The 18,644-nt window shown below is 61.6% G+C and carries 15 protein-coding genes and 1 pseudogene; 7 read left to right on the plus strand and 9 right to left on the minus strand.

The window, feature by feature from the left end:
- Nucleotides 1-4 precede the first annotated feature (4 nt).
- The 4 genes and pseudogenes from CTEST_RS12350 to CTEST_RS12365 form a co-directional block, all read right to left on the minus strand.
- A complete protein-coding gene (locus CTEST_RS12350; RefSeq protein ID WP_047253993.1) occupies nucleotides 5-919 on the minus strand; it encodes a DUF5926 family protein in 915 nt (304 codons plus the stop codon).
- Nucleotides 891-1,666: pseudogene (locus tag CTEST_RS12355) on the minus strand (glycerophosphodiester phosphodiesterase). The gene CTEST_RS12350 and the pseudogene CTEST_RS12355 overlap by 29 nt, the downstream one beginning before the upstream one ends.
- 5 nt (nucleotides 1,667-1,671) lie before the next feature.
- Nucleotides 1,672-3,522, minus strand: coding sequence for a pyruvate kinase (locus CTEST_RS12360; RefSeq protein ID WP_083985620.1), 1,851 nt, complete (start codon nucleotides 3,520-3,522; stop codon nucleotides 1,672-1,674).
- A 249-nt stretch (nucleotides 3,523-3,771) separates the two neighbouring features.
- A complete protein-coding gene (locus CTEST_RS12365; RefSeq protein WP_047253995.1) occupies nucleotides 3,772-5,070 on the minus strand; it encodes a site-specific DNA-methyltransferase in 1,299 nt (432 codons plus the stop codon).
- 121 nt (nucleotides 5,071-5,191) lie between these two features.
- Between CTEST_RS12365 and CTEST_RS12370 the strand changes: the two genes are divergently transcribed.
- From CTEST_RS12370 to CTEST_RS12390, 6 genes are all read left to right on the plus strand, one after another.
- Nucleotides 5,192-5,497: a hypothetical protein gene (locus CTEST_RS12370; protein WP_047253996.1), complete on the plus strand. Its 306-nt coding sequence runs from the start codon at nucleotides 5,192-5,194 to the stop codon at nucleotides 5,495-5,497.
- A complete protein-coding gene (locus CTEST_RS12375) occupies nucleotides 5,490-6,347 on the plus strand; it encodes a DNA adenine methylase (protein WP_047253997.1) in 858 nt (285 codons plus the stop codon). The genes CTEST_RS12370 and CTEST_RS12375 overlap by 8 nt, the downstream gene beginning before the upstream one ends.
- A gap of 149 nt (nucleotides 6,348-6,496) precedes the next feature.
- Nucleotides 6,497-8,098, plus strand: coding sequence for an AAA family ATPase (locus CTEST_RS12380; RefSeq protein ID WP_158408169.1), 1,602 nt, complete (start codon nucleotides 6,497-6,499; stop codon nucleotides 8,096-8,098).
- Nucleotides 8,095-9,378 carry a 5-methylcytosine restriction system specificity protein McrC gene (locus CTEST_RS12385; RefSeq protein ID WP_047253999.1) on the plus strand — a complete coding sequence of 428 codons (1,284 nt, stop codon included), beginning with the start codon at nucleotides 8,095-8,097 and terminating at the stop codon, nucleotides 9,376-9,378. Before CTEST_RS12380 ends, CTEST_RS12385 begins: the two co-directional genes overlap by 4 nt.
- Nucleotides 9,379-10,129: 751 nt before the next feature.
- Complete coding sequence (locus CTEST_RS13955; RefSeq protein WP_330217653.1) at nucleotides 10,130-10,372, plus strand: hypothetical protein; 243 nt, start codon at nucleotides 10,130-10,132, stop codon at nucleotides 10,370-10,372.
- A gap of 802 nt (nucleotides 10,373-11,174) precedes the next feature.
- Nucleotides 11,175-11,690 (plus strand): DinB family protein, encoded by a 516-nt coding sequence (locus tag CTEST_RS12390; protein WP_047254462.1) that lies wholly within the window; start codon nucleotides 11,175-11,177, stop codon nucleotides 11,688-11,690.
- A gap of 268 nt (nucleotides 11,691-11,958) precedes the next feature.
- Here CTEST_RS12390 and CTEST_RS13930 read toward each other — a convergent pair whose 3' ends face one another.
- The 4 genes from CTEST_RS13930 to CTEST_RS12405 all read right to left on the minus strand — a co-directional run bounded on the left by CTEST_RS13930 (nucleotide 11,959) and on the right by CTEST_RS12405 (nucleotide 15,075).
- Complete coding sequence (locus CTEST_RS13930; RefSeq protein ID WP_269082320.1) at nucleotides 11,959-12,081, minus strand: hypothetical protein; 123 nt, start codon at nucleotides 12,079-12,081, stop codon at nucleotides 11,959-11,961.
- Between the two features lie 124 nt (nucleotides 12,082-12,205).
- Nucleotides 12,206-13,651 (minus strand): HipA domain-containing protein, encoded by a 1,446-nt coding sequence (locus CTEST_RS12395; RefSeq protein WP_047254000.1) that lies wholly within the window; start codon nucleotides 13,649-13,651, stop codon nucleotides 12,206-12,208.
- Complete coding sequence (locus CTEST_RS13990) at nucleotides 13,648-13,899, minus strand: helix-turn-helix domain-containing protein (RefSeq protein WP_047254001.1); 252 nt, start codon at nucleotides 13,897-13,899, stop codon at nucleotides 13,648-13,650. The genes CTEST_RS12395 and CTEST_RS13990 overlap by 4 nt, the downstream gene beginning before the upstream one ends.
- Before the next feature lie 219 nt (nucleotides 13,900-14,118).
- Nucleotides 14,119-15,075 carry an L-lactate dehydrogenase gene (locus CTEST_RS12405; protein WP_047254002.1) on the minus strand — a complete coding sequence of 319 codons (957 nt, stop codon included), beginning with the start codon at nucleotides 15,073-15,075 and terminating at the stop codon, nucleotides 14,119-14,121.
- 169 nt (nucleotides 15,076-15,244) lie between these two features.
- On the opposite strand from CTEST_RS12405, the gene CTEST_RS12410 reads away from it, so the two are divergent.
- A complete protein-coding gene (locus tag CTEST_RS12410) occupies nucleotides 15,245-17,077 on the plus strand; it encodes an alpha/beta-hydrolase family protein (protein WP_083985624.1) in 1,833 nt (610 codons plus the stop codon).
- Here the strand turns inward: CTEST_RS12410 and CTEST_RS12415 are convergent.
- Nucleotides 17,067-18,617 carry an alkaline phosphatase D family protein gene (locus CTEST_RS12415; protein WP_052844441.1) on the minus strand — a complete coding sequence of 517 codons (1,551 nt, stop codon included), beginning with the start codon at nucleotides 18,615-18,617 and terminating at the stop codon, nucleotides 17,067-17,069. The genes CTEST_RS12410 and CTEST_RS12415 overlap by 11 nt on opposite strands.
- Nucleotides 18,618-18,644 lie beyond the last annotated feature (27 nt).

Consider the following 18,644-nt stretch of genomic DNA (forward strand, 5'->3'; position numbering starts at 1 on the left):
TCCGCTAGCGGATGGTCACCTGGCGGGACTTGATGTTCTGCAGCTGCTTGCGCTCGTCGGCGCTGAGCTGGGAATCGTTGTCCAGCTCGGCGTCGACGGCCTTGGACACGCGCTGCAGTTCCTCGTCGTATTCCAGGTGGGTGACCACCGGGTCGAGGTCGAACACGGGCACGACGATGCCGTGCGTGCGGAAGACCCCGGCGAACTTCGTTCCCTCGCCGAGGTTGAGCTCACCGCGGGCGGCGATGCGGGCCAAGGCGCTGAGCAGGGCGTCTTCGTTGTCCACCGGGCGGACCCAGCGAATGTGGGCCTTGCCGCTGCCCGGATCGACCCACCACACGGCGCCGGGGATCTCGACGTTGATGCGGTGCGACTCGACTACGGCGTCGTTCGCCGCCTGCATGCCCTGAGCAGTCGCGGCGTCAAGCTGGGTTCCTTCGGGGATCCACCAGTTGAAGTCCTGGTGCTCGGTGATCTCCAGCTCAGCGTCGGCGGGGATGAGCTCGCTCAGAGCAGGCTCCGTACCGTCGGCTTGACCATTGTCCAGGGTCTGCCCAGGCTGGGCACCCTTCACCCAGGCTAGGGCCTTGGCCAGGTCGCGGCCGGGGTTGGCGCTGCGGATCGGCAGCTGGAGGGCCACGAAGGCCTCGCCGGTCTCCCGCACCAGCGCGGCTCCGCCGCCGGGCAGCACCGTCGCCACGTATACGTCCCGGTCGATGCCGGTGACATCAAGCTTGGCGACGGCCGAGGGCACGAACTCCTGCAACGCCACCAGGTCGGCTTCTGCCGCCAGCCCGCCATAGGGGCGCGGGTCCGGCTCCAGGGCTGCGCGCTCAGCGGCGCGGGCAGCCATCTTGGCTTGACGACGGCTCATGCCCTCAGGCAGAACCTCAGCATTCTTCTTGTTCTTCTTGGCCATGGCGTCCAAGATACCTGGGCGCTACGACGAGCTTGGACCCAACACCCTCAGTGCCAGCTCCGGCTCGTCCGTCGCAATCATGTCGACGCCGGCGTCCCGGGCCCACAACATGTCCTTGGGCTTGTTGACCGTCCACACGTAGGTGGGCAGGCCATTCTTGCCGATGAGCTCCGGCTTGCTTCGCGCCCGCGCGAGGGACAATCCCAGCCCGGTGGGCGCCCCAGGATGGGTATCGATGGGGTTAAGCCAGCGTTCGATCTTGCGGCGCAGGTGGAAGCGGTCAATCTGGGGGGCGATTTGTTTCATCCTCACCACCGCCGACGCTGCGAAGGTGATGAGGTGGATGCGGGGGTCGTCGACAAGCCCGCGGTGCCGTAGGCACTGCACGACCTGCTCCTCCAGCATCCGCCCGTAGCGCATGGGGTGCTTCGTTTCGATATAAATGTGCTTGTCGTCGTACTCCGTGACCATGTCCAGCAAGTCGCCGAGGGTGAGCACCTCCTGCGGGTCGAGGGCGGTGCCGAAGTTGAAGTCCCGCAACCGTGACAAAGTGAGCGCGGACACCCGCCCAGAACCATCGGCGACGCGGTCGATGATGGGATCGTGGATGACCACCACCTCGCCGTCGAGGGTCAGCCGCACGTCGCACTCGACGCCGTGGATGGGTAATTGGAGGGCCGCCTCGAAGGCTCGGCGGGTCAGTTCGGGGAAACGCGCGGAATAGCCGCGGTGAGCAATGATCTTCATGGCCTTTAAGACCAGCTGCCAATTTTCCGGAGGAGCTGGCGGTTCTTGCGCTGGGAGCGACCCAGCTTGGTGGACAGGACGTTGAGAACCCGAATCGCATCGGTGATGTGCGGGCCCTTGTTCAACATGACGGCCTCGCTGCGCAGGGCGTACGCGGCGTCGGTGATCTCCGCCCGGGAGGGCAGGCCGGACTTGGCCAGGTTCTCCAGGACTTGCGTGGCCATGATGGTGGGCACGTGCGCGGCCTCGGCCATCTGGGCAATGAGGCGCGGCACCTCAGCCATGCGATCAAAGCCCAGTTCCACAGCTAGATCGCCGCGCGCAATCATGATGCCGAGGTTGGCGTGCCGCAAGCCCTCCAGCAGGATGAGCGCGAGGTTTTCAAAAGCCGGAATCGTCTCAATCTTGAGCACGATGCCCAGGTTGCGCACCCGCTCCGGGTCCTCGGACTCCTGCGCAATGCTTTCTAGGGTGTCCAAGAGGAACGCGACGTCCGCCGGGTTGCGGATGAACGAGACGTTGGCGATGTCGCCGTGGCGCGCCACAAAACGCAGCGCATCGATGTCCTCCGCGCTGAGGCTGGGCAGCGGCAAGTCCGTGTCGGGCAGGTTAATGCCCTTGTACGCAGCCAGATTGGTGCCGTTGGCACCGGCATAGTCAATGTCGAGGGCGACCTCAGTAAATCCCTCGTCCGTGCGATGCTTATCGACGGCCCGCGCACCAATCGAGCCATCATCAAACAGCACCCGCTGGCCGGTATCGATGGATGTGACCGCCTCCGCGAGGGTGCAGCTGATCCTCGGGGTCCAGCCCGGCGCGGGCGCCGCAGGTGCCGGATCATCGGTGAGGATGAGGCGATCACCAACATGGAGCCGCAGTTTCTGCTCCGTGGCGGGAATGCCGCTGACGCGGGCCTTCCGCCATTCATGCTGCAGGAGGGTGGAATTGGAGATGTAGGCGTTGCGCTGGCCCTCGGCGAGGGCGGCGCCGTCGACAAGCATTGTCACGGTGAAGGTGCGCTTGGCATCGCGATTATCCACCAGCGTGATCTCGCTGCCCACCTCCAACGCATTGAACCACTCCTCATCGACCTGCACCGGTAGCGCCGGGCGGCCAGCGAGGACCGGCATCTGTGGTGATTCTGCGCCGGTGGGGGTGATCCACAGCTTCGCCGGGGTGGTCACCAGGCCGGTCTCGGTGCGGGTGACGCGCGCCCGTCCCACCTCGGGACCCGGGACGATAGCCCCCGTCCGGACCTTCGGACCCGCGAGATCCATGGCAACCTTGACCTCACGACCCGCCTCGCTGGCGGCGACGCGGACATTAGCGATCATCTGCTCCCACGCATCTGGGCCATCATGAGCGCAATTGAGGCGGGCCAGCTCCATGCCAGCATCAACGAACCCACGGACGAGCTCCAGGTCAGTGGCCGCCTCCGACGGGAGGGTGACCATGATGCGCGAACTCGTCTCCTCCAACGTCTCACCGAGCAGAGTGTCCGCGTGCTGCTCCAAAATGTCATCCGCTTGGGCAAAAGCTGTTCCGACCTCAGAGGAGGTGTACTTCAACTCCTCCCCCGCATAAGCCGAAAGAACGTTGCGAGCCGCCTGGAGGCGCGGCAACACAGAAGGCTCCGTCGTGGTCAAACGAGTCGCCCCCACCGACGACAATCCACCCTGGATAGGACGAATATCATGCTGCCGCAGAGCCGCATAGTGCACAAGGTTAAGCGCACCATCCCGATGCGTATCAGCGACCCGAGCAATCGCCTCTCCGTGAAGCTTCGCATCCTCATTGAGATCGACGATGAGCCTGTCGACCTTGGTGATCAATTCCTGCAGCCTGGACTCGTCCACGTGCCTCGTCTCCCTCGTGAGTACTACTCACCACATTGTGCCTGTGCCGGGGAGATTCGGCACATTGGGAGAGCCAGGAATTGGTGGTCAAGCCCACTCCTGTATAAGCGAGTTGCCGGGTGCAAAAGCGATGGAATTTGCAAAGTCTGGAGTTTCAACCAACTGGGGGCAAAGTGGGGCTTACCAAAAATCGCAGACAGCGAATGTCCTTAGATTCAGTTCGATAGCATTGAGATTAGGCGGCATAGCTCAGGCCGTTGCCTGACTGACTACCTTCGTACGCGCAGCGAGCAATTCGACAGGGATCTTGACAGTTCCACCTCTACCCTTAGCTGGTTTGGCTCGGTATACCGATACGGAGCCACCGCCGGCCCATCCGTGGTACGCCGAAACTCCACCCTGGTCGTGGCCCATGAGCACCTTAGCAAGCCTGGGTAGCATCACGTTTGACACGGTCCGGGGGTTGCGCTCCACAAGGACCCAATTTCGCGACATCTTGTGAGCCGTCGTACCGGTCGTGCCAGACCCGCCGAATAGGTCAAGAACCAACTCACCCGGATCGGTCGCCACATGGATGATCCGCTCTAGCAGCTCCTCGGGCTTCGGCGTGGCGAACACCAATCCTTCGGGAAACAGTGCCTGCAGGTGCCGCTTCCCGTCGTCGTTTGTCCCGGTCTCCGCGGCCGACCAGACCGAAAACGGCACTAGGCCGCGCAGCTGGTGTGGGAACAGTTTCAGCCGCGGAGAGCCTGCTCCGCCCTTGGGGAACCAGATGCGGTCATCGGCAACGAGTTGCCGATACGTCTCCTCGGTCGCGTACCAACTCCGGCCCCGCGGCGGCGAGAGCTTGCGCCCGGTCGGAGTGACGATCGTGTACTGCTGGTTCGCTCGGTAACCTGGTGCGGTGAATGGCGCGTCAGCCCACGGGCCCCGGGGATCGTGGTCACGGTTCCTTAAGTCCTCAGTACCCTTCATCAGCAAGTTCCGACGCTTCTTCCACGACACGGGGCCCGCAGGCGCGTAAACCAGGATTGTGTCATGGTTCGTTGAAATGGCGCTGCGCGACTCGCGTGTGGTGCGGCGCTGCCAGACAATGGTTGCCACGTATGCCTTCGTGCCGAAAACCTCGTCAAGCACACACCGTGCCCTGTGACTTTCAGAGTCATCAAGGTGGATCCAGACGCTTGCATCGTCTCGCAAGAGGGGCTTGACTGCGGCGAGCCTGTCCCTCAGCATGGACAGCCACTGACCACTATCCATCGCGTCATCGTAGTCCCCAAACGTGTAGCCAGTGTTGAACGGTGGGTCAACATACACGAGGCGCACCGACTTTTTAGCGATCAGCGAGGGCGGCTGCATCAGAACGTCAAGCGCATCTCCGCAGATCACGAGTCCATGGCTTTGGCCTGGTACTGCTGCCTCAACGTGGAGTGCATCAAGAGGGCGAGGATGATGCGCTTTGGGGTCGACCCACTCGTACTTGCTATCGCCCGAGGGTGCTAGCAGTAGCTCCTTGCCGGGCCAGCTGAGTGTAATCTGATCCGCCATCGTTATCTCTCCCTGTTCCTTCACAACCTAATGACGCTTACGGGACGCTTGCAGCATCACCACGCGCCAGTACTCCGAGTTGAAAGGTATCTATTTGATATCTACATGCTATCATACTGTTATGTCGACACCCAAGTGCCCGCCGCCGGACGAGCGCCTTAGCGATGGCACCCCCTGTCAGATCGGTATCCGCTGGCCCACTGCAGTCGATCAGCTGCTCGACGTTCTCGTAAAGCGTGCCAACGAGGCGGGAACTAACTGCAATCGTAGGGAGCTCACGGCCTCTCTTGTTGTCGAGTCCCACGCCATGTCAGGAGTGCAGTTGCGCAACATGCTTATCCGCTACCGACAAGCCAAGGTGGGCGACATACTGCCGGTCCCCAATGACGCAACCACGGAGCCCGCCCGTAGGGGGAGTCGTGGCTGAACCTCTTTTCAGCACTGCCGTGCCCGCTAGGAAACCATTCATTAAATGGGCGGGAGGCAAGACTCGTTTGCTCGCAAAGCTACTGCCATATGTCCCCGAAACGATCGTGAACTATCATGAGCCTTTCCTCGGCGGTGGAGCCATGTATTTCGCTCTGGCGGATCGCGTCTCGAAAGTCTCGTATCTGAGCGACCTCAACGAAGAGCTTGTAAATGCCTGGCTCGCGGTGAGTAACCACCGGGACGAGCTGGAAGCAGCTCTGGAGGACTATCGCATAAAGGACGTAGCTGGGGGCAAGGACTTCTATCTCAGCGTACGCACTATGGAGCCGACCGGGGTAGTCCCTCGTGCGGCGCGTTTCCTCTACTTGAATCAGACTTCGTGGAACGGACTGTGGCGCGTAAACCGCTGGGGTAAGTTCAACGTTCCCTGGGGGAACCGACCCTTCCGAGGGCTGACGCGCGATCAGATCGACTCTGTCAGCCTGCGTCTCGAGACAGCCGACATTGGCATGCGAGACTTCCGTGACGCAGTCACACTTGCCCAGCCCGGCGACTTCGTCTATCTCGATCCGCCCTACCTGCCGATCAGTGACACTTCCAAGTTCTATCTCTACACGGAAAAACGCTTTCGCGCGCCGGATCTGCTAGAGCTGGCTGAATTGTGCGAAGATCTTTCAGAGCGCGGAGTCGCCTGGATGATGTCTAACCGTGACACCCCGCTTGTTCGGGAGCTATTCGCCGGGCACGAGATCGTCAGCCTGACGACGCGCCGCTCGGTCGCGGCGCAAAATAAGCGAGACGTCGAGCCTAGCGACTCGCTCGAAGCGATCGTGATCGGGAGGTCTTGATGAGTTGGCGACCAGCTGAAGCCATATGGTGCATACCTATCACGAAGGCAAATTACCGAGCATCCTACGGTCGCGTCAGACATGGGGATTTCACAAAGGACTACTTCCAGATACCCGGCTCGATCTACGACGACACTGTTCGCCTTCTCATGGACGGAGACGGCAGCACCAATGCGAAGATCGACTACATTTGGCCCGGCGGCAAACTCAGTGACGAAATCCGCAAGTCGTCGAGCGAGCGGCGCCTGCGGATGAGCTGGCCTTATGGAAACGCCCCCCGGCCGTGGAGGGCCACTCGCATACCGGACGCTGGCACGATTGAGACCTTCCCTGGCGACCCTAACGTGTTCACACAAGGTCTGGAGCCGGTTGACGCCGCCGCCGCTGTTAACCGCCAATGGGACGCCGCAAATTCCGCCGGCATCCACGCGTGGGCGGTGGCGGTAAAGCTAAAAGGTGAAGAACACCAGGTCCACACTCGCATGTACCTCGTCGACCCGCCTCCGGGGTATGAATGGGCTTCAGTTGACCTACTGCCGCCAGCTGTCCAGACTCTCATTCATGGCGGAAAAGATTCCGCCCTGCTCCACGTCTTTCGGCCGCCAGTTCGGGCCCAGCGGCTTGTAAATCAGATCCAGAACGCCCTCCAAAACGGTCCCAATGTCCTACTCACGGGCCCGCCGGGGACCGGAAAGACGGTCGCTCTTGAGGATCTGCGCTCCGTTATGGAAGGCCAGCTTGATCAGTGGGAGTTCAGCCCCGAACGCAACCACGACTCGTGGCGAGGAAGGCCAAATCCGACAGAGCGCGTCCAGACAGTCTCCCTTGTCTTCCACCCCGGGTACAGCTACGAGAACTTCGTCCTTGGCGTGTTCCCGCATCCCCAGGAACCCGGAGGAGTGCAAGTGATTCCTGGTCCGCTGCTAGAGCTCGCTCACTTCGCCGAGGCCGAGGGCCGGGTCGGCCTTCTCATCGTGGATGAGTTCAACCGCGGACAGGCTGCTGCGATCTTCGGCGACACGCTCGCCCTTCTAGACGAGGACAAGCGCTCCCACCTGGCGACCGGCATTGCCGGCGCCCAGATTACCCGTCGCTACCCGACTCAGAAGGTGACTGTCTCCGAGGACTTCCGCCACGACGCCCAAGACGATGGCAGCGTGCCTGCACAGCTCTCTCTTCCGCGCCAACTAAAGCTGGTCGCCGCCATGAACAGCAGCGACCGTAGCGTCGCAGTCCTCGACAGCGCGATGCGCCGCCGCTTCTCGATTATCGAAGTCGCTCCCGACTACGACGTACTCGCAGACCACTTCGGCATCGACCCGGCCAGCCCACTCCCCGAAGCTCCGGCAGAACCCGACGACGTGAAGCTAATGGCGATTCGGCTCCTTCAAATGCTCAATGAACGAGTTCGCGCGGTCTCGGGTCCCGACTTCGAGCTCGGTCATTCTCTCGTCTGGAAGGTATCTGGCGAGAACGTCGATGCGGCAATGGACTCGCTCGCCCACGCCGTAGACCAGCGCCTCATCGCCACCCTGCGCATGTCATACCGCGACGATCCAGAAACTCTCGGCGCGATCCTAAAGGCACCCGAGGCCAGCGCTGGGGTGCCCGACACGTCGCGGTTCGCCAGTTGGGTTGACGCGCCCTCAGACCTGGATCAGTACGCGCCCCGCAGCCTACACATTATGACTCTGGTGGGCTCCGAGCCCGTCGAGGCGTGGGCCATCTTGGGAACGCTCGTCGGTCCATGAGACGTCGGGTCATCGAGGTCGTCGAGGGAGAGCCGGTAAGAGCGTTGTCCGGTGTCGAATTAGTCGACTTAACACGCGCCCGGGCGCGCCTACAGGGTCGGCTCAAACCCCGGCTGAGCCTGTTCAAGGATTCAGCCCGGGGGATCGTACCCCGCAACGTCGTAGGTACTATCTCGATCAACGCACGGACGAGTCTACGCGTGGTTCCGAAAGTGGGCGACGACCAAGATTGGGTGGGCGCCGCAATTGATCTGATGCTGCCTGAGCGTGCCTCAATCGCCGGCCATCGTCAAGCCTCCCGCTCCGGCGGCAGGAACAGCCTAGAGGCGGGGCTCGCCGCCATCTTCCAAGAGCGACTGGAACGAGCCATGCGAGCCGAGGGGCCAATCGAGGTGTTGCATACTGAGTTCCCTCACAGCAATGCCCTTACCGGTCGGCTTAACGTCGATCGGTGGCTGCTGGAGAAGCCGTTCCGCCAGTTAACTTTTCCGGTCCACAGATCCGTGCTCGACACCAACAACGAGTTGACGGCGGCGCTCTCTCTGGCCGCCACAATCCTGTCGCGCTCGGTCACCGACGGCACCGTCCGCAACGCACTTGTGAAGCTCTCACACGAAGTCCGCCCGGGGCTACCCGACACTGTGAGCGTCGACCCCTCCGTCATTGGACGCCCTCTCCCACAACAATGGTCCGCTTATAACGAGGCGTGGTCCATCGCACAAGTCGTCCTCTCGAACTCCCGCTTCGCTTCACGTCACGGAACCCTATCCGGAGTCGAGGTTGCGCTTGAACCTTGGGTGCTACTAGAAGAGCTTCTCGATCGCACTGTGCGAGCGGTCGTACGGAAGGGCAAGGTCGACGGATACGACTGGCACAACCAGCGCCACCCAGCAGTCCAGATCCTTCAACCTAGTACCGCTCCATCAGAAGCCGCGTCCCTCGCGCGTCTTCTTTCCATTCGCAAGGCGTATCCAGAGAACTTAATCATAGGACCCGACGGGCCCATCGCGTCGTTCGAAGCAAAGTACAGTCGGCCCAAAAAGCCAGAGTCAATCCGAAATCACATGTACCAGCTGCTCACCACGGCGGCACACGCGGGAAGCCCGCAGGCAATCTTGGTCTATCCCGAGCTATCCGAGCCGATCCACTGGAATACAGTCGACAGCCGCACGCCGGTAAAGAGCGTGTTCGCGGTTGGGCTCAACCTCTATGCCTATTCGAAGCGCACGGGGGTAGCGGAACGTGCGCAGCAGATCTCTGATCTTCTGCTCCCGAGCTAGCCCACACACTCTGCCTGAGAGTTCAACCTCGCTATGCCGGTCAATGAAGGTCTGTGCATCGCTCCGTTTCAGATCAGACGGAGTCAGGGGATCGGGGCTGTAACACGACTCAGCAGCAGCGGCGTATTGCGCATTCTAGGCAGCGTCCATGCCAGGTGAGGAAGATCTCCGATGACTACTTTCCAGAGCGCGAGAGCCCGAAACCCTCCGAGAGCTAACAAACTGACCTCCTGTCCACCTGCCAGAATCAAGATGAGGCACTAGCGTCATTTCACATGACGCCTTGGAACCAAGATCCTAAAATCCCGCAACCCTACATCGACTGGCACGTATTCGACCGCTCATGGTGCGTCTGGTCTGAGCCATGTGCCACCCTCGAAGAGGCTCGCGCGCTTTCGATCCGGACAGGCGGAGGTCCGATCTACCGCCGTGTGTGGGAACTGGAGAGTCCTCTCGACCATTAGTTGGGCCGTGGACCTGCGTTCTCCGATGAAACAAAACGGACTCCCTTCCCTCAGATCAGGGTGAGACACACAGTATGGGAAGCAACGGCATAGGTTCTCGAACCCGTCTGCCTGTCCCCGTTCTCCCATGATTTCCTAGGGAGTATCCACTGTCACAAGGTTGCGGTAAAGTTACCCCGAATGAGGGAGCCCCAATAAGGATGGGACGCCAGCCCATCACTAAAGATGTCCGCCAATATGACTACGAGGAAAGATACACCCCGAAATACTGCTAGGAAGCCGCCCGGCTGGTCATCGACACCGGACGTCCGACCGCAGCAGTCGCCTGGGAACTGGGCATCGGCACGGGACTGTTAGGTCGCTGGGTTAAGGCTGAACGCGAACGCTCCGGTCAGATCCCAGCTGATGAGCTAGACACTGATAAACGCGCCGAATCAGACCTGCTGCGCAAGGAACTCGCCGAGCTGAAACTCGACAACGAGTTCCTGGGAAAAGCAGCAGCCTTCTTCGCATCGAGGCAACGAAAATAGAGTGCTTCCAGCTGATGAGTCAGGAGAAGGCGAACTACAGCATTTCCCGTATGGCCCAGCTACTGTAGGTCTCCCGGTCCGGGTACTACAAATGGGCTTACCAGCAGGGCAACAAGGCTGCTGGTAACAATCCTCGGAAGCAGTTCCGCGAGGAACTCGATGAGAAGATCTGGGAGTCGTGGAAGGACACACATCACACCTACAGGGCGCCGAGAGTCACTAGTGCCTGCATGATGAGGGGATCGTTGTTAACCGCAAGACGGTGTCCAAGGCGATGCGTCGGACGGGAATTGAAGGGATCTCACCCAGGTCGCGAGTGCCAGTGACCACGAACGGCGAAAAGTCCACGCACAGTCTGATGTCAAACCCCGGACGATGTCGAGGATTCTTCCGTCGGCTCGGATGCGTAGACGCCGTGGCGCGATAGATGCCGTACTTCGTCGCCAGTCCACGAACGTTCATACCCGTATTTAGTCCTCGAACAGTCGGTCGACCTACCTCGGAGGCAGCGAGAAGTGTTCGAGTCATCTAGATTCCCGGACCATCGAATCCAGCTGGTCCTTCACCGCAGGGGTCGATGCCCGATTCGCACCTTCGTACAAGCCCCTGTATCACTGGGAAACCTGGGTGTTCGTCCGACGGGGAATACTGCTGAACGCGCAACGAAATGACCCCGACGCGAAGTGTCGGGACATCGTTCATTCGGTATTCCGACATCTTGATTGTCGGGGCAAGTTGTCTCAATCAGACGGCTTCCGACAGTTTCGTGACACTTTACTTAGTGACGATTTACGCTATTGGCATGCTTCCCACTGAGGTTCTGCTCGATTTTGCCCGTCGGCCTGTCGCCGCGATTGTGTCTATTCGTGGCCAGCTGACTCCTGAACTGTTGGCCGCCCACCCGGGCGGGCACGACAATTCCATCGGGTGGCTGCTGTGGCACATGGGCCGGGAGATCGACGTTCAATTGAGCGCACTTTCAGGTCTGCCGGAGGTCTGGACGAGTCAGGGCTTTGCGAAACGGCTCGGGCTTGGTGAACTAGGCGACGGTGTCGGCTACGGCCAAACGAGCGACGAGGCTCGGAGGATCGTGGTGACGGATCCCCAAGCGCTCGTTGATTACGTCTTCGCAGCCGGTGAGGCCTTGAGCAGTTACCTCAGTGCGCTGGACCCAGAAACGCTGGCCGACGTGGTGGATGAGGACTGGTATCCGCCGGTGACGCGCGCTACCCGGCTGGTCAGCATCGTCGATGATGCTGCCCAACATGCCGGCCAGGTGGGCTACGCCCTTGGAATCCTCGCTGGCGGCCACGCTTAGCATCGCACTTGGACCGAGAAGTAGCCTTTAGGCTGAGCTAGTTTTCTCAGGAGGCGAGTTTCAGCGGTGGGTTGTGAGGCGCGGCCCCGCCCTCACAACACGTCGGAGAGAAATGCGCTGAACTCTCCGGAAATCACCTCAGGGGCCCAGGTGTGATCGGGTGAGCGGCGTCTAGGGTGCGCAGCCGCGCCCCCTCGGCGTGGCCTACCGAAGTCGGAAGCAGTTCGCCCGCTACAGGTAAGGGGAGTACCAAGCGACGGATTGAGTATTAGTCGATGGCGAGATTCTGGTGGCCATCGAGCGCAGCTTCCCGGCGCTCGATAGGTTCCATCGTTGAGATCGAATCAGTCATCTCTTCAGGATTGCCGGTAATTTGCTCCTTTGCGTCCACGTTTTGCCTGAGAGCATTCGAATGTTGGGCGATAAGCAGTGTGGCAACGAGGGGCTCGAGAATTACGCAGCCGCAGTGAAGCGAGCGGCTATGTGGATTCTGTTTTGACTGCTGTGGTGGATGCCTATCGTGAGTGGCCTCGATTTCGGTAGCTCCCCAACTCCCACACGCCGTCTTTCAGCTGTCCTGGTGTCCACACCCGGCTGCGACTGCGGTGGTTGCGGTTAGATGGTGGATCGAATGTGGGGGTGTCTTCGATATCACCCATTGTCATACGTGAGGTGACATCTGTTCCGAATTCTGTCTCGCGTTCGGGCATACGTTTCACCCGTTCCGTCAGCATTTCCTCTGGGAGTTCGTTCACCGCCTTGTCAAGGGCGCTGGGGAGTCTGCGCTGCATGTCTACGAGCTGTTCGTGGAACTCGCGGCGGTCCATTCGCAATGTGTCGGCAGTGCGGGCCAGGTTCCTTCCCGTGATTTGGCGGTAGGGTCGCGCTTTGCCATAGCGGACAGCGGCTGAGCTTTTAAACCGCACTCGGTCCTTGTTCCACATTCCGTGTGCTGAGATGAGGTCATAGGCAGGCGCGAGGCGCACCAGGTTTCCGCTGAGGACGAGGCTGTGGTTCTTCGCGTGCGCGTCGACCCCGGCAGTGAGCAGGTTAAACGCGAACAGCCGGGCGAGAGCCAATCGATCGCTATCGCGCCAGCGTGGAGAACTGTGCTTATCGACGACGGCGACCATGTCCGCCATCGTCGGGCCACCGTCCTCCTCATACTTCCGAGAAGGTAAAAATGTGAGGGCCTGACAAAAGTCCTCCTGATGTAGTCGAGTGACCGTCCGGTTTTGGTCGATGCGGCGGTCATAGCGCTGCGTGACGAATGCGGGCAGGCCGTTGAAATCCTCGATGTCGACCAGGGCGGTCGTGAGCCCTAAATAGCGCGCGGCACGCATTGAGACGAACTCGACCGCTTGGACCTCGGCATTGGTGTGCCCTTGAACAGTGACCATCCCCGGTTTCACAATATGCGTGCTCGCTGTTCGCCCATTGGGTTCGAACCACCGTCCATCGAGCTTTGCGAGCGCGAACTTTCCCTGGTTACCACTGAGAGAGAAACGGCTCTGGTCCTCGTCGCCGTCATCCACCCAATGGTCGGGATCTTCGATGATCTCGTGAATCCGCTCTGCGATACGTGCATCGGTGATGTGCGACATGCTGCCGAGCTGAGAAGGCTGCGCACCCCATGGCACCACCTGTACTGAACCCGGCGCATCTTGACCCATATGCCGCAAGAGGGTGAAGGGGTCGTTTCGAGTCTCCCCGAACTTGGCTGCCCATCGGTCCCGAACCTCCACAGCGTCTGGCAGCAGGTTCGACAACCACGGCATCACTTCATTGGGGCCATAGTGCTGCTGGACGAGCGGCATGCTCACCGACAGCGGAGTCACTCCTCGGCTATTGAAGTATTCCGCGTCGTAGGAGAATTCCACCTCATCAGTAGGGCCGCGCATGAGCGAGCCGGCCAACCTCCCGTCGAGCCAGAGATCAAGAATGTCTGGAAGCCCGCTCATGCCAGCTCATCAAACAAGGCGTCTAGAGGGGACGCGCTCGGCATCGGCTCTAGATGCAACTCGTAGCCAAATGCCGAAGCCACTCTCAGCGTGGCTTCCAGGGACGGCACGAGTTTGCCCGATTCGAGGTCCTGCACCCACCTACGACTCATCCCCGCTTGTGACCCGAGATCTTGCTGTGTCATCCCACGTTGGACCCGTTGCGAGCGTACGAAATCCGCGAACATCATCGGCGATTGAACGAACATCCGGCTCCCCTCATTTGCACAGCATCATGTGCAAACTAGAGTACGCACATTATCCTGCGCCCACAAGGGTTAGCGCAGGATAATGTGCCCCACGAACCCCACAACGCGCTACCCGTAAGCCCAGCCAAAGCCAGCCCACCGCATCCGCGGCATCAAAAACCAAAAGACCTGACCCGCGAAATACCGCAGGGCAGGTCTTAAGGCCACAAAGCAAAGCTCTTAAGGCGCGTCGGGGAAGAACTCGTTCTTGATTTCGCGCAGGGTGTTCACGGAGTGCTCGAAGCGCTCCTTCTCGTGCTCGTTGAGTTGCAGTTCGACGACGCGGCCGATACCGCCACGGTTCACCACGGCGGGGGTACCGATGTAGAGGTCGTGCTCGCCGTACTGGCCGTCAAGGTAGGCAGAGACCGGCAGGGCGACGTCCTGGTTCTTGATGATGGCCTTGGTGATGCGGGCTAGGCCCATGCCGATGCCGTAGGAAGTGGATCCCTTGGCGTCGATGATGTCGTAGGCGGCGTCGCGGGTCTCTTCGAAGATTTTCTCGATGCGCTCGTCGAAGTCCGGGTCCTTGTCGGAGTTGGCGGACAGCGGAACGCCGGCGACGGTGGCGGAGGAGACGACGGGGAGTTCGGTGTCGCCGTGCTCGCCGATAATGTAGGCGTGAATTGAGGAGGGGGCGGTGTGGGTGAGCTCGCCGAGCATGAAGCGGTAGCGAGCGGAGTCGAGGACGGTGCCCGAGCCGATGACGCGGTGGCTATCCAGGCCGGAGTAGCGCCATGCACCGTAGGTGAGCAGGTCGACTGGGTTGCTGGCGATGAGGAAGATGCCGTCGAAGCCATTGGCCATGACCTCGTCGACGATGCCCTTCATGATGCGCATGTTCTTTTCAACCAGCTGCAGGCGGGTTTCGCCGGGCTTCTGGGCGGCGCCGGCGCAGATGACAACCATGGCGGCGTCTTCGCAGTCGGCGTAGGTGCCTTCGGTGACGCGGGTGCGGGAGCTCGACCACACGACGCCGTGGTTGAGGTCCATCACGTTTCCGCGCAGCTTCTTGGCGTCGATGTCGATGATGGCGAGGTGGTCTACGGTTCCCTGGTTGACCAGGGCGTAGGCGTAGGCCACTCCCACGTCACCGGCTCCGATGAGAACGACCTTGTTTCCGATTGTCTTCCGCATTGACGACTGTCCTCCCGTGGGGGGTTGGATTCGGGCACCAGACGATCAGTCTGATTACTTCCTATTATCTCCCTTTTTGTCCGTTTGCGCACTACCCTTTGTCGCCTTTCCCTCGAGATGAGCGTCAACCGGGCTGCAAAAGAGGCCACCCTCTGCCAGACTGAACACCATGGGCTCAACCCGCTCCTTCCTGCTCAGAGGCCTTGCCCGGGGTGCCGTCGGGACACTCAAGGGCACCGCCTTTGCTCTCGCCGTGGTAGCCGATATCACACCTGGCCTGCGGCTGACTAAGCGGCGCCATCTCTCAGAGCGGCTACTTCCGGGCATTCTGGGGGCGGAGATCGCTACCTGGTGGGCCGTGTCTCCTTCGCTTCTTCCCCGGCCGTGGTGGGCGATCGCTGCCAACGTGGCCGTGTGCCAGGGGGTAGGTCATGCGGTGGGCACGGGAACGGCGTGGACCATATCGAAGGCCTTCGATCGGGCAGGGCACCGCCCGCAGCGGCTCATCACGTTGGCTACGTTGCACGCCGGGCACGTCGCCATTGCCTCCATCACCGTCGTGGCGGCGGGGCTTAGCCTCCGGCGGCAGGACCAGCAATCTCGGCTAGTGGGCCTGGGCCATGTGCGGGGGGCGAAGCAGGCGGCGCTGGGTGCCGCGGTGGGCACCGCCGGGTACGGTGCGCTTCTTCTCATGGGGGAGGCTGCGCAGCTCAGCGTCGATAGGCTGGGTCGCCGCCTGTCGCGCATCATGCCCCCGTGGCTGGGTTGGCCGTTGGCGATATTCGGCGTTGGTGGCGCAGCATTCCTCCTCAGCGACCGGCTTCTCATGCGCCGCACCATCGCCCGCCTGGCGCGTCGGGCCGCCTACCTCAACCAATCTGTCTTTCCTGGTACGGCGATGCCGTGGGAGCCGGAGCGCTCTGGGAGCCCGTGGTCTCGAGAGAATTGGATACGGGTGGGAGCTCAGGGCCGGGCCGTGCTGTCCCTCGGCCCTCGCGCTCAGGATATTGCCGCGGTCACCGGCTTGGAGGAGGTCCATGAGCCGATCCGTATTTTCGTGGGCCTGGTCCAGGGCCGGTCCCTGGCTTCAGCGGCGCGGCTCGTCCTTGCGGAAATGGATCGGACGGGCGCTTTTAGGCGCGATACCCTCGTCATCCAAACTTCTACCGGTACGGGCTGGATCACTGACTGGTCGGTCGATGCGGTGGAGTTCCTCACCGGCGGCAACTGCGCGACGATGTCCATGCAGTACTCCTACCTTCCCTCCGCGGTGTCCTATTACTTGGATCGGGACACTCCCGTGCGCGCCAGCCGAATCTTGCTGGCGGCCATCATCTCCCGCCTCGAGCAGATGGATCCTGATGATCGCCCGAAGCTTTATGTCGCGGGCGAATCCCTCGGAGCCTATGGCATGATGACCGCCTTCGACGGTCTGGAGGACCTCCTCACCACGACGGATGGCGCCGTCTTTTCCGGCCCGCCTCGCTTTACCCGCTTAACCCAAGAGCTCACCGCGTCGCGTGATCCGGGATCTCCTGAGCGCCTGCCCATCATCGAGGGCGGTAAGTTCGTGAGGTTCACCGCCCACCAAGACCATCTCTACCGGGACTTTTCGGGCCTGGAGTATCGCAATAATTGGTCACAGACAAAGGTTATTATTGCCCAACATGCGTCGGACCCAATTGTCTGGTGGGATATTCCGCTCATCTGGCGTCGACCAGCCTGGCTGACGGAGCCCGGCAGTCGGGGGCGCCCCGCCCCGCGGGCTCAACGCCTCGACGTGGTGACCGGAATCCGCTGGATTCCCTTCATCACGTCCTGGCAGATCGGCGTGGATCAGTTGAGCTCCAACGCCACCGCCGGGGGCCACGGGCACAACTATCACGAGGAAATGCTGTGGTACTGGGACGCCGTCTTGGGCGAGAATGCCGCCGTGCGCTTGACTCCTTTCCTCGCCGCGAAAGCGGCGGACTTCATCATCAAGGATGCGATCACGCGGTGATGTGCGCGGCGTCGTAAAGCATCGTGTGAGCGGTGGATACTCCGGAACCGGTAACGGTCACATCGGACACTCGCTGCCATGACATTTCCACCGCGTCGTGGTGGATGAGGAGAGTGGAATAGCCGTGGGCATCGAGATCCACGTGAGCGATATGCGGATTGTGCGCCCGCACGTGGGCCTCCGCGGCCAGGGACACGGCGCTGTCTGCCGGCACCCTCAGCAGGTCATCGACGTTCGACGCGTTCACGGAAGAACAAACCAGCTCGGCGGCAACGATCTGGTCACCAACCCAGATGTGGTTGGCCCACTCCGAATGGATATCGCCGGTCAGGAACACCGTCCGGCCATGCCCATGTGCTTGCGCCAACTGAGTCAACAGCCGATCGCGGTCGCCCTGGTAACCATCCCACTGGTCGACGTTAATGGGGGTGCCCGCCAGGTCGACACCAACCAAGCTCAGAAGATGGCTTTTCACCTCAGGCGCGAGGTCGATGAGGTTGAGCGGGGCCATCATCACCGATGTCCCGATGAGGTTCCAGCGCGTCGACGCTGTGGCTAACCGTGCCGACAGCCAGTTGAACTGTTCCGAGCCCATGATCGTGCGATCATCGCCGCGCGACTGAGGATTATGCAGGCCAGGGGCACTCCGATAGAAGCGAAGATCGAGCATATGTAGCTCAGCCAGGGTGCCACAGCGCAGCGTGCGGTAGATGTGACCTCCGCGCGAGGGGGACGTCCCGCGCACCGGCAACCATTCCAGGTAGGCCTGCATGGCGTGATCACGCCGCTCGCCCCACTCGCCCTTCGCCCCGGTGTGTTTGTCCGCCCCACCGGCCCAGGCGTTGTTGGCAATCTCATGATCATCCCAGGTCACCACCCAGGGCAGGGCGGCGTGTGCGGCCTGGAGATCAGCGTCCCGCCGGTAGTGGCCGTAGCGCGAACGATAGTCCGCCAGGGTGGTCAATTCCCACGCCGGCACATGCGGGCGCACGACCCCGTGCTTGCCGGCGTATTCCCCTGAGGCGTATTCGTACAGGTAGTCGCCCATGTGCACGGCCACATCGATCTCCCCCGCGTGCGCCCGGCGCGCAATGTCCGCGTAGGCGCCGAAGTAGCCGGATTCGTAGTTCGCGCAGGAGCACACGGCCAGGCGCCACTGGCCTGGGTCGGTGTCATCGCTGGGGTGCGTCCGCGTGCGCCCCACCGCCGACATCTCCCCGGCAACCTCCCCGCTGAGCGCGGTGAAGCGATAGAAGTACGTCGTCGCAGGCTCCAGGTGAAAGGGATCGACATGCACGGTGTGATCACTGGCGGCGGTCGCGGTCACCGTTCCGGCCCGCTCCACCACGCGGAAATCCTCGTCCCGGGCGATCTCCCAGCCAACGTCGACGGCTGGCCCCAGCCCGGAGCCGGGCGTCGCCTCCGGGGTGGGCGTTACCCGTGTCCACAGGATTACCGACGTCGGCAGCGGGTCACCCGAGGCGACCCCATGGAGGAATGCCCGGGGCTCGCTCGCCGTGGACACCCCTGGCACTGCCATCGCCGCCCCGGCAAGGAGGGTGCCCTG

Source organism: Corynebacterium testudinoris, from assembly GCF_001021045.1.
GTDB classification, from domain to species: Bacteria; Actinomycetota; Actinomycetes; order Mycobacteriales; family Mycobacteriaceae; genus Corynebacterium; species Corynebacterium testudinoris.

Excerpts from the sequence above, each read along its gene's own strand:
- CTEST_RS12350 (WP_047253993.1), bottom strand. The coding sequence starts at position 919 with ATGGCCAAGAAGAACAAGAAGAATGCTGAGGTTCTGCCTGAGGGCATG.
- CTEST_RS12365 (WP_047253995.1), bottom strand. The coding sequence starts at position 5,070 with ATGGCGGATCAGATTACACTCAGCTGGCCCGGCAAGGAGCTACTGCTA.
- CTEST_RS12370 (WP_047253996.1), top strand. The coding sequence starts at position 5,192 with ATGTCGACACCCAAGTGCCCGCCGCCGGACGAGCGCCTTAGCGATGGC.
- CTEST_RS12380 (WP_158408169.1), top strand. The coding sequence starts at position 6,497 with ATGGACGGAGACGGCAGCACCAATGCGAAGATCGACTACATTTGGCCC.
- CTEST_RS12385 (WP_047253999.1), top strand. The coding sequence starts at position 8,095 with ATGAGACGTCGGGTCATCGAGGTCGTCGAGGGAGAGCCGGTAAGAGCG.
- CTEST_RS12390 (WP_047254462.1), top strand. The coding sequence starts at position 11,175 with ATGCTTCCCACTGAGGTTCTGCTCGATTTTGCCCGTCGGCCTGTCGCC.
- CTEST_RS12395 (WP_047254000.1), bottom strand. The coding sequence starts at position 13,651 with ATGAGCGGGCTTCCAGACATTCTTGATCTCTGGCTCGACGGGAGGTTG.
- CTEST_RS13990 (WP_047254001.1), bottom strand. The coding sequence starts at position 13,899 with ATGTTCGTTCAATCGCCGATGATGTTCGCGGATTTCGTACGCTCGCAA.
- CTEST_RS12405 (WP_047254002.1), bottom strand. The coding sequence starts at position 15,075 with ATGCGGAAGACAATCGGAAACAAGGTCGTTCTCATCGGAGCCGGTGAC.
- CTEST_RS12410 (WP_083985624.1), top strand. The coding sequence starts at position 15,245 with ATGGGCTCAACCCGCTCCTTCCTGCTCAGAGGCCTTGCCCGGGGTGCC.
- CTEST_RS12415 (WP_052844441.1), bottom strand. The coding sequence starts at position 18,617 with ATGGCAGTGCCAGGGGTGTCCACGGCGAGCGAGCCCCGGGCATTCCTC.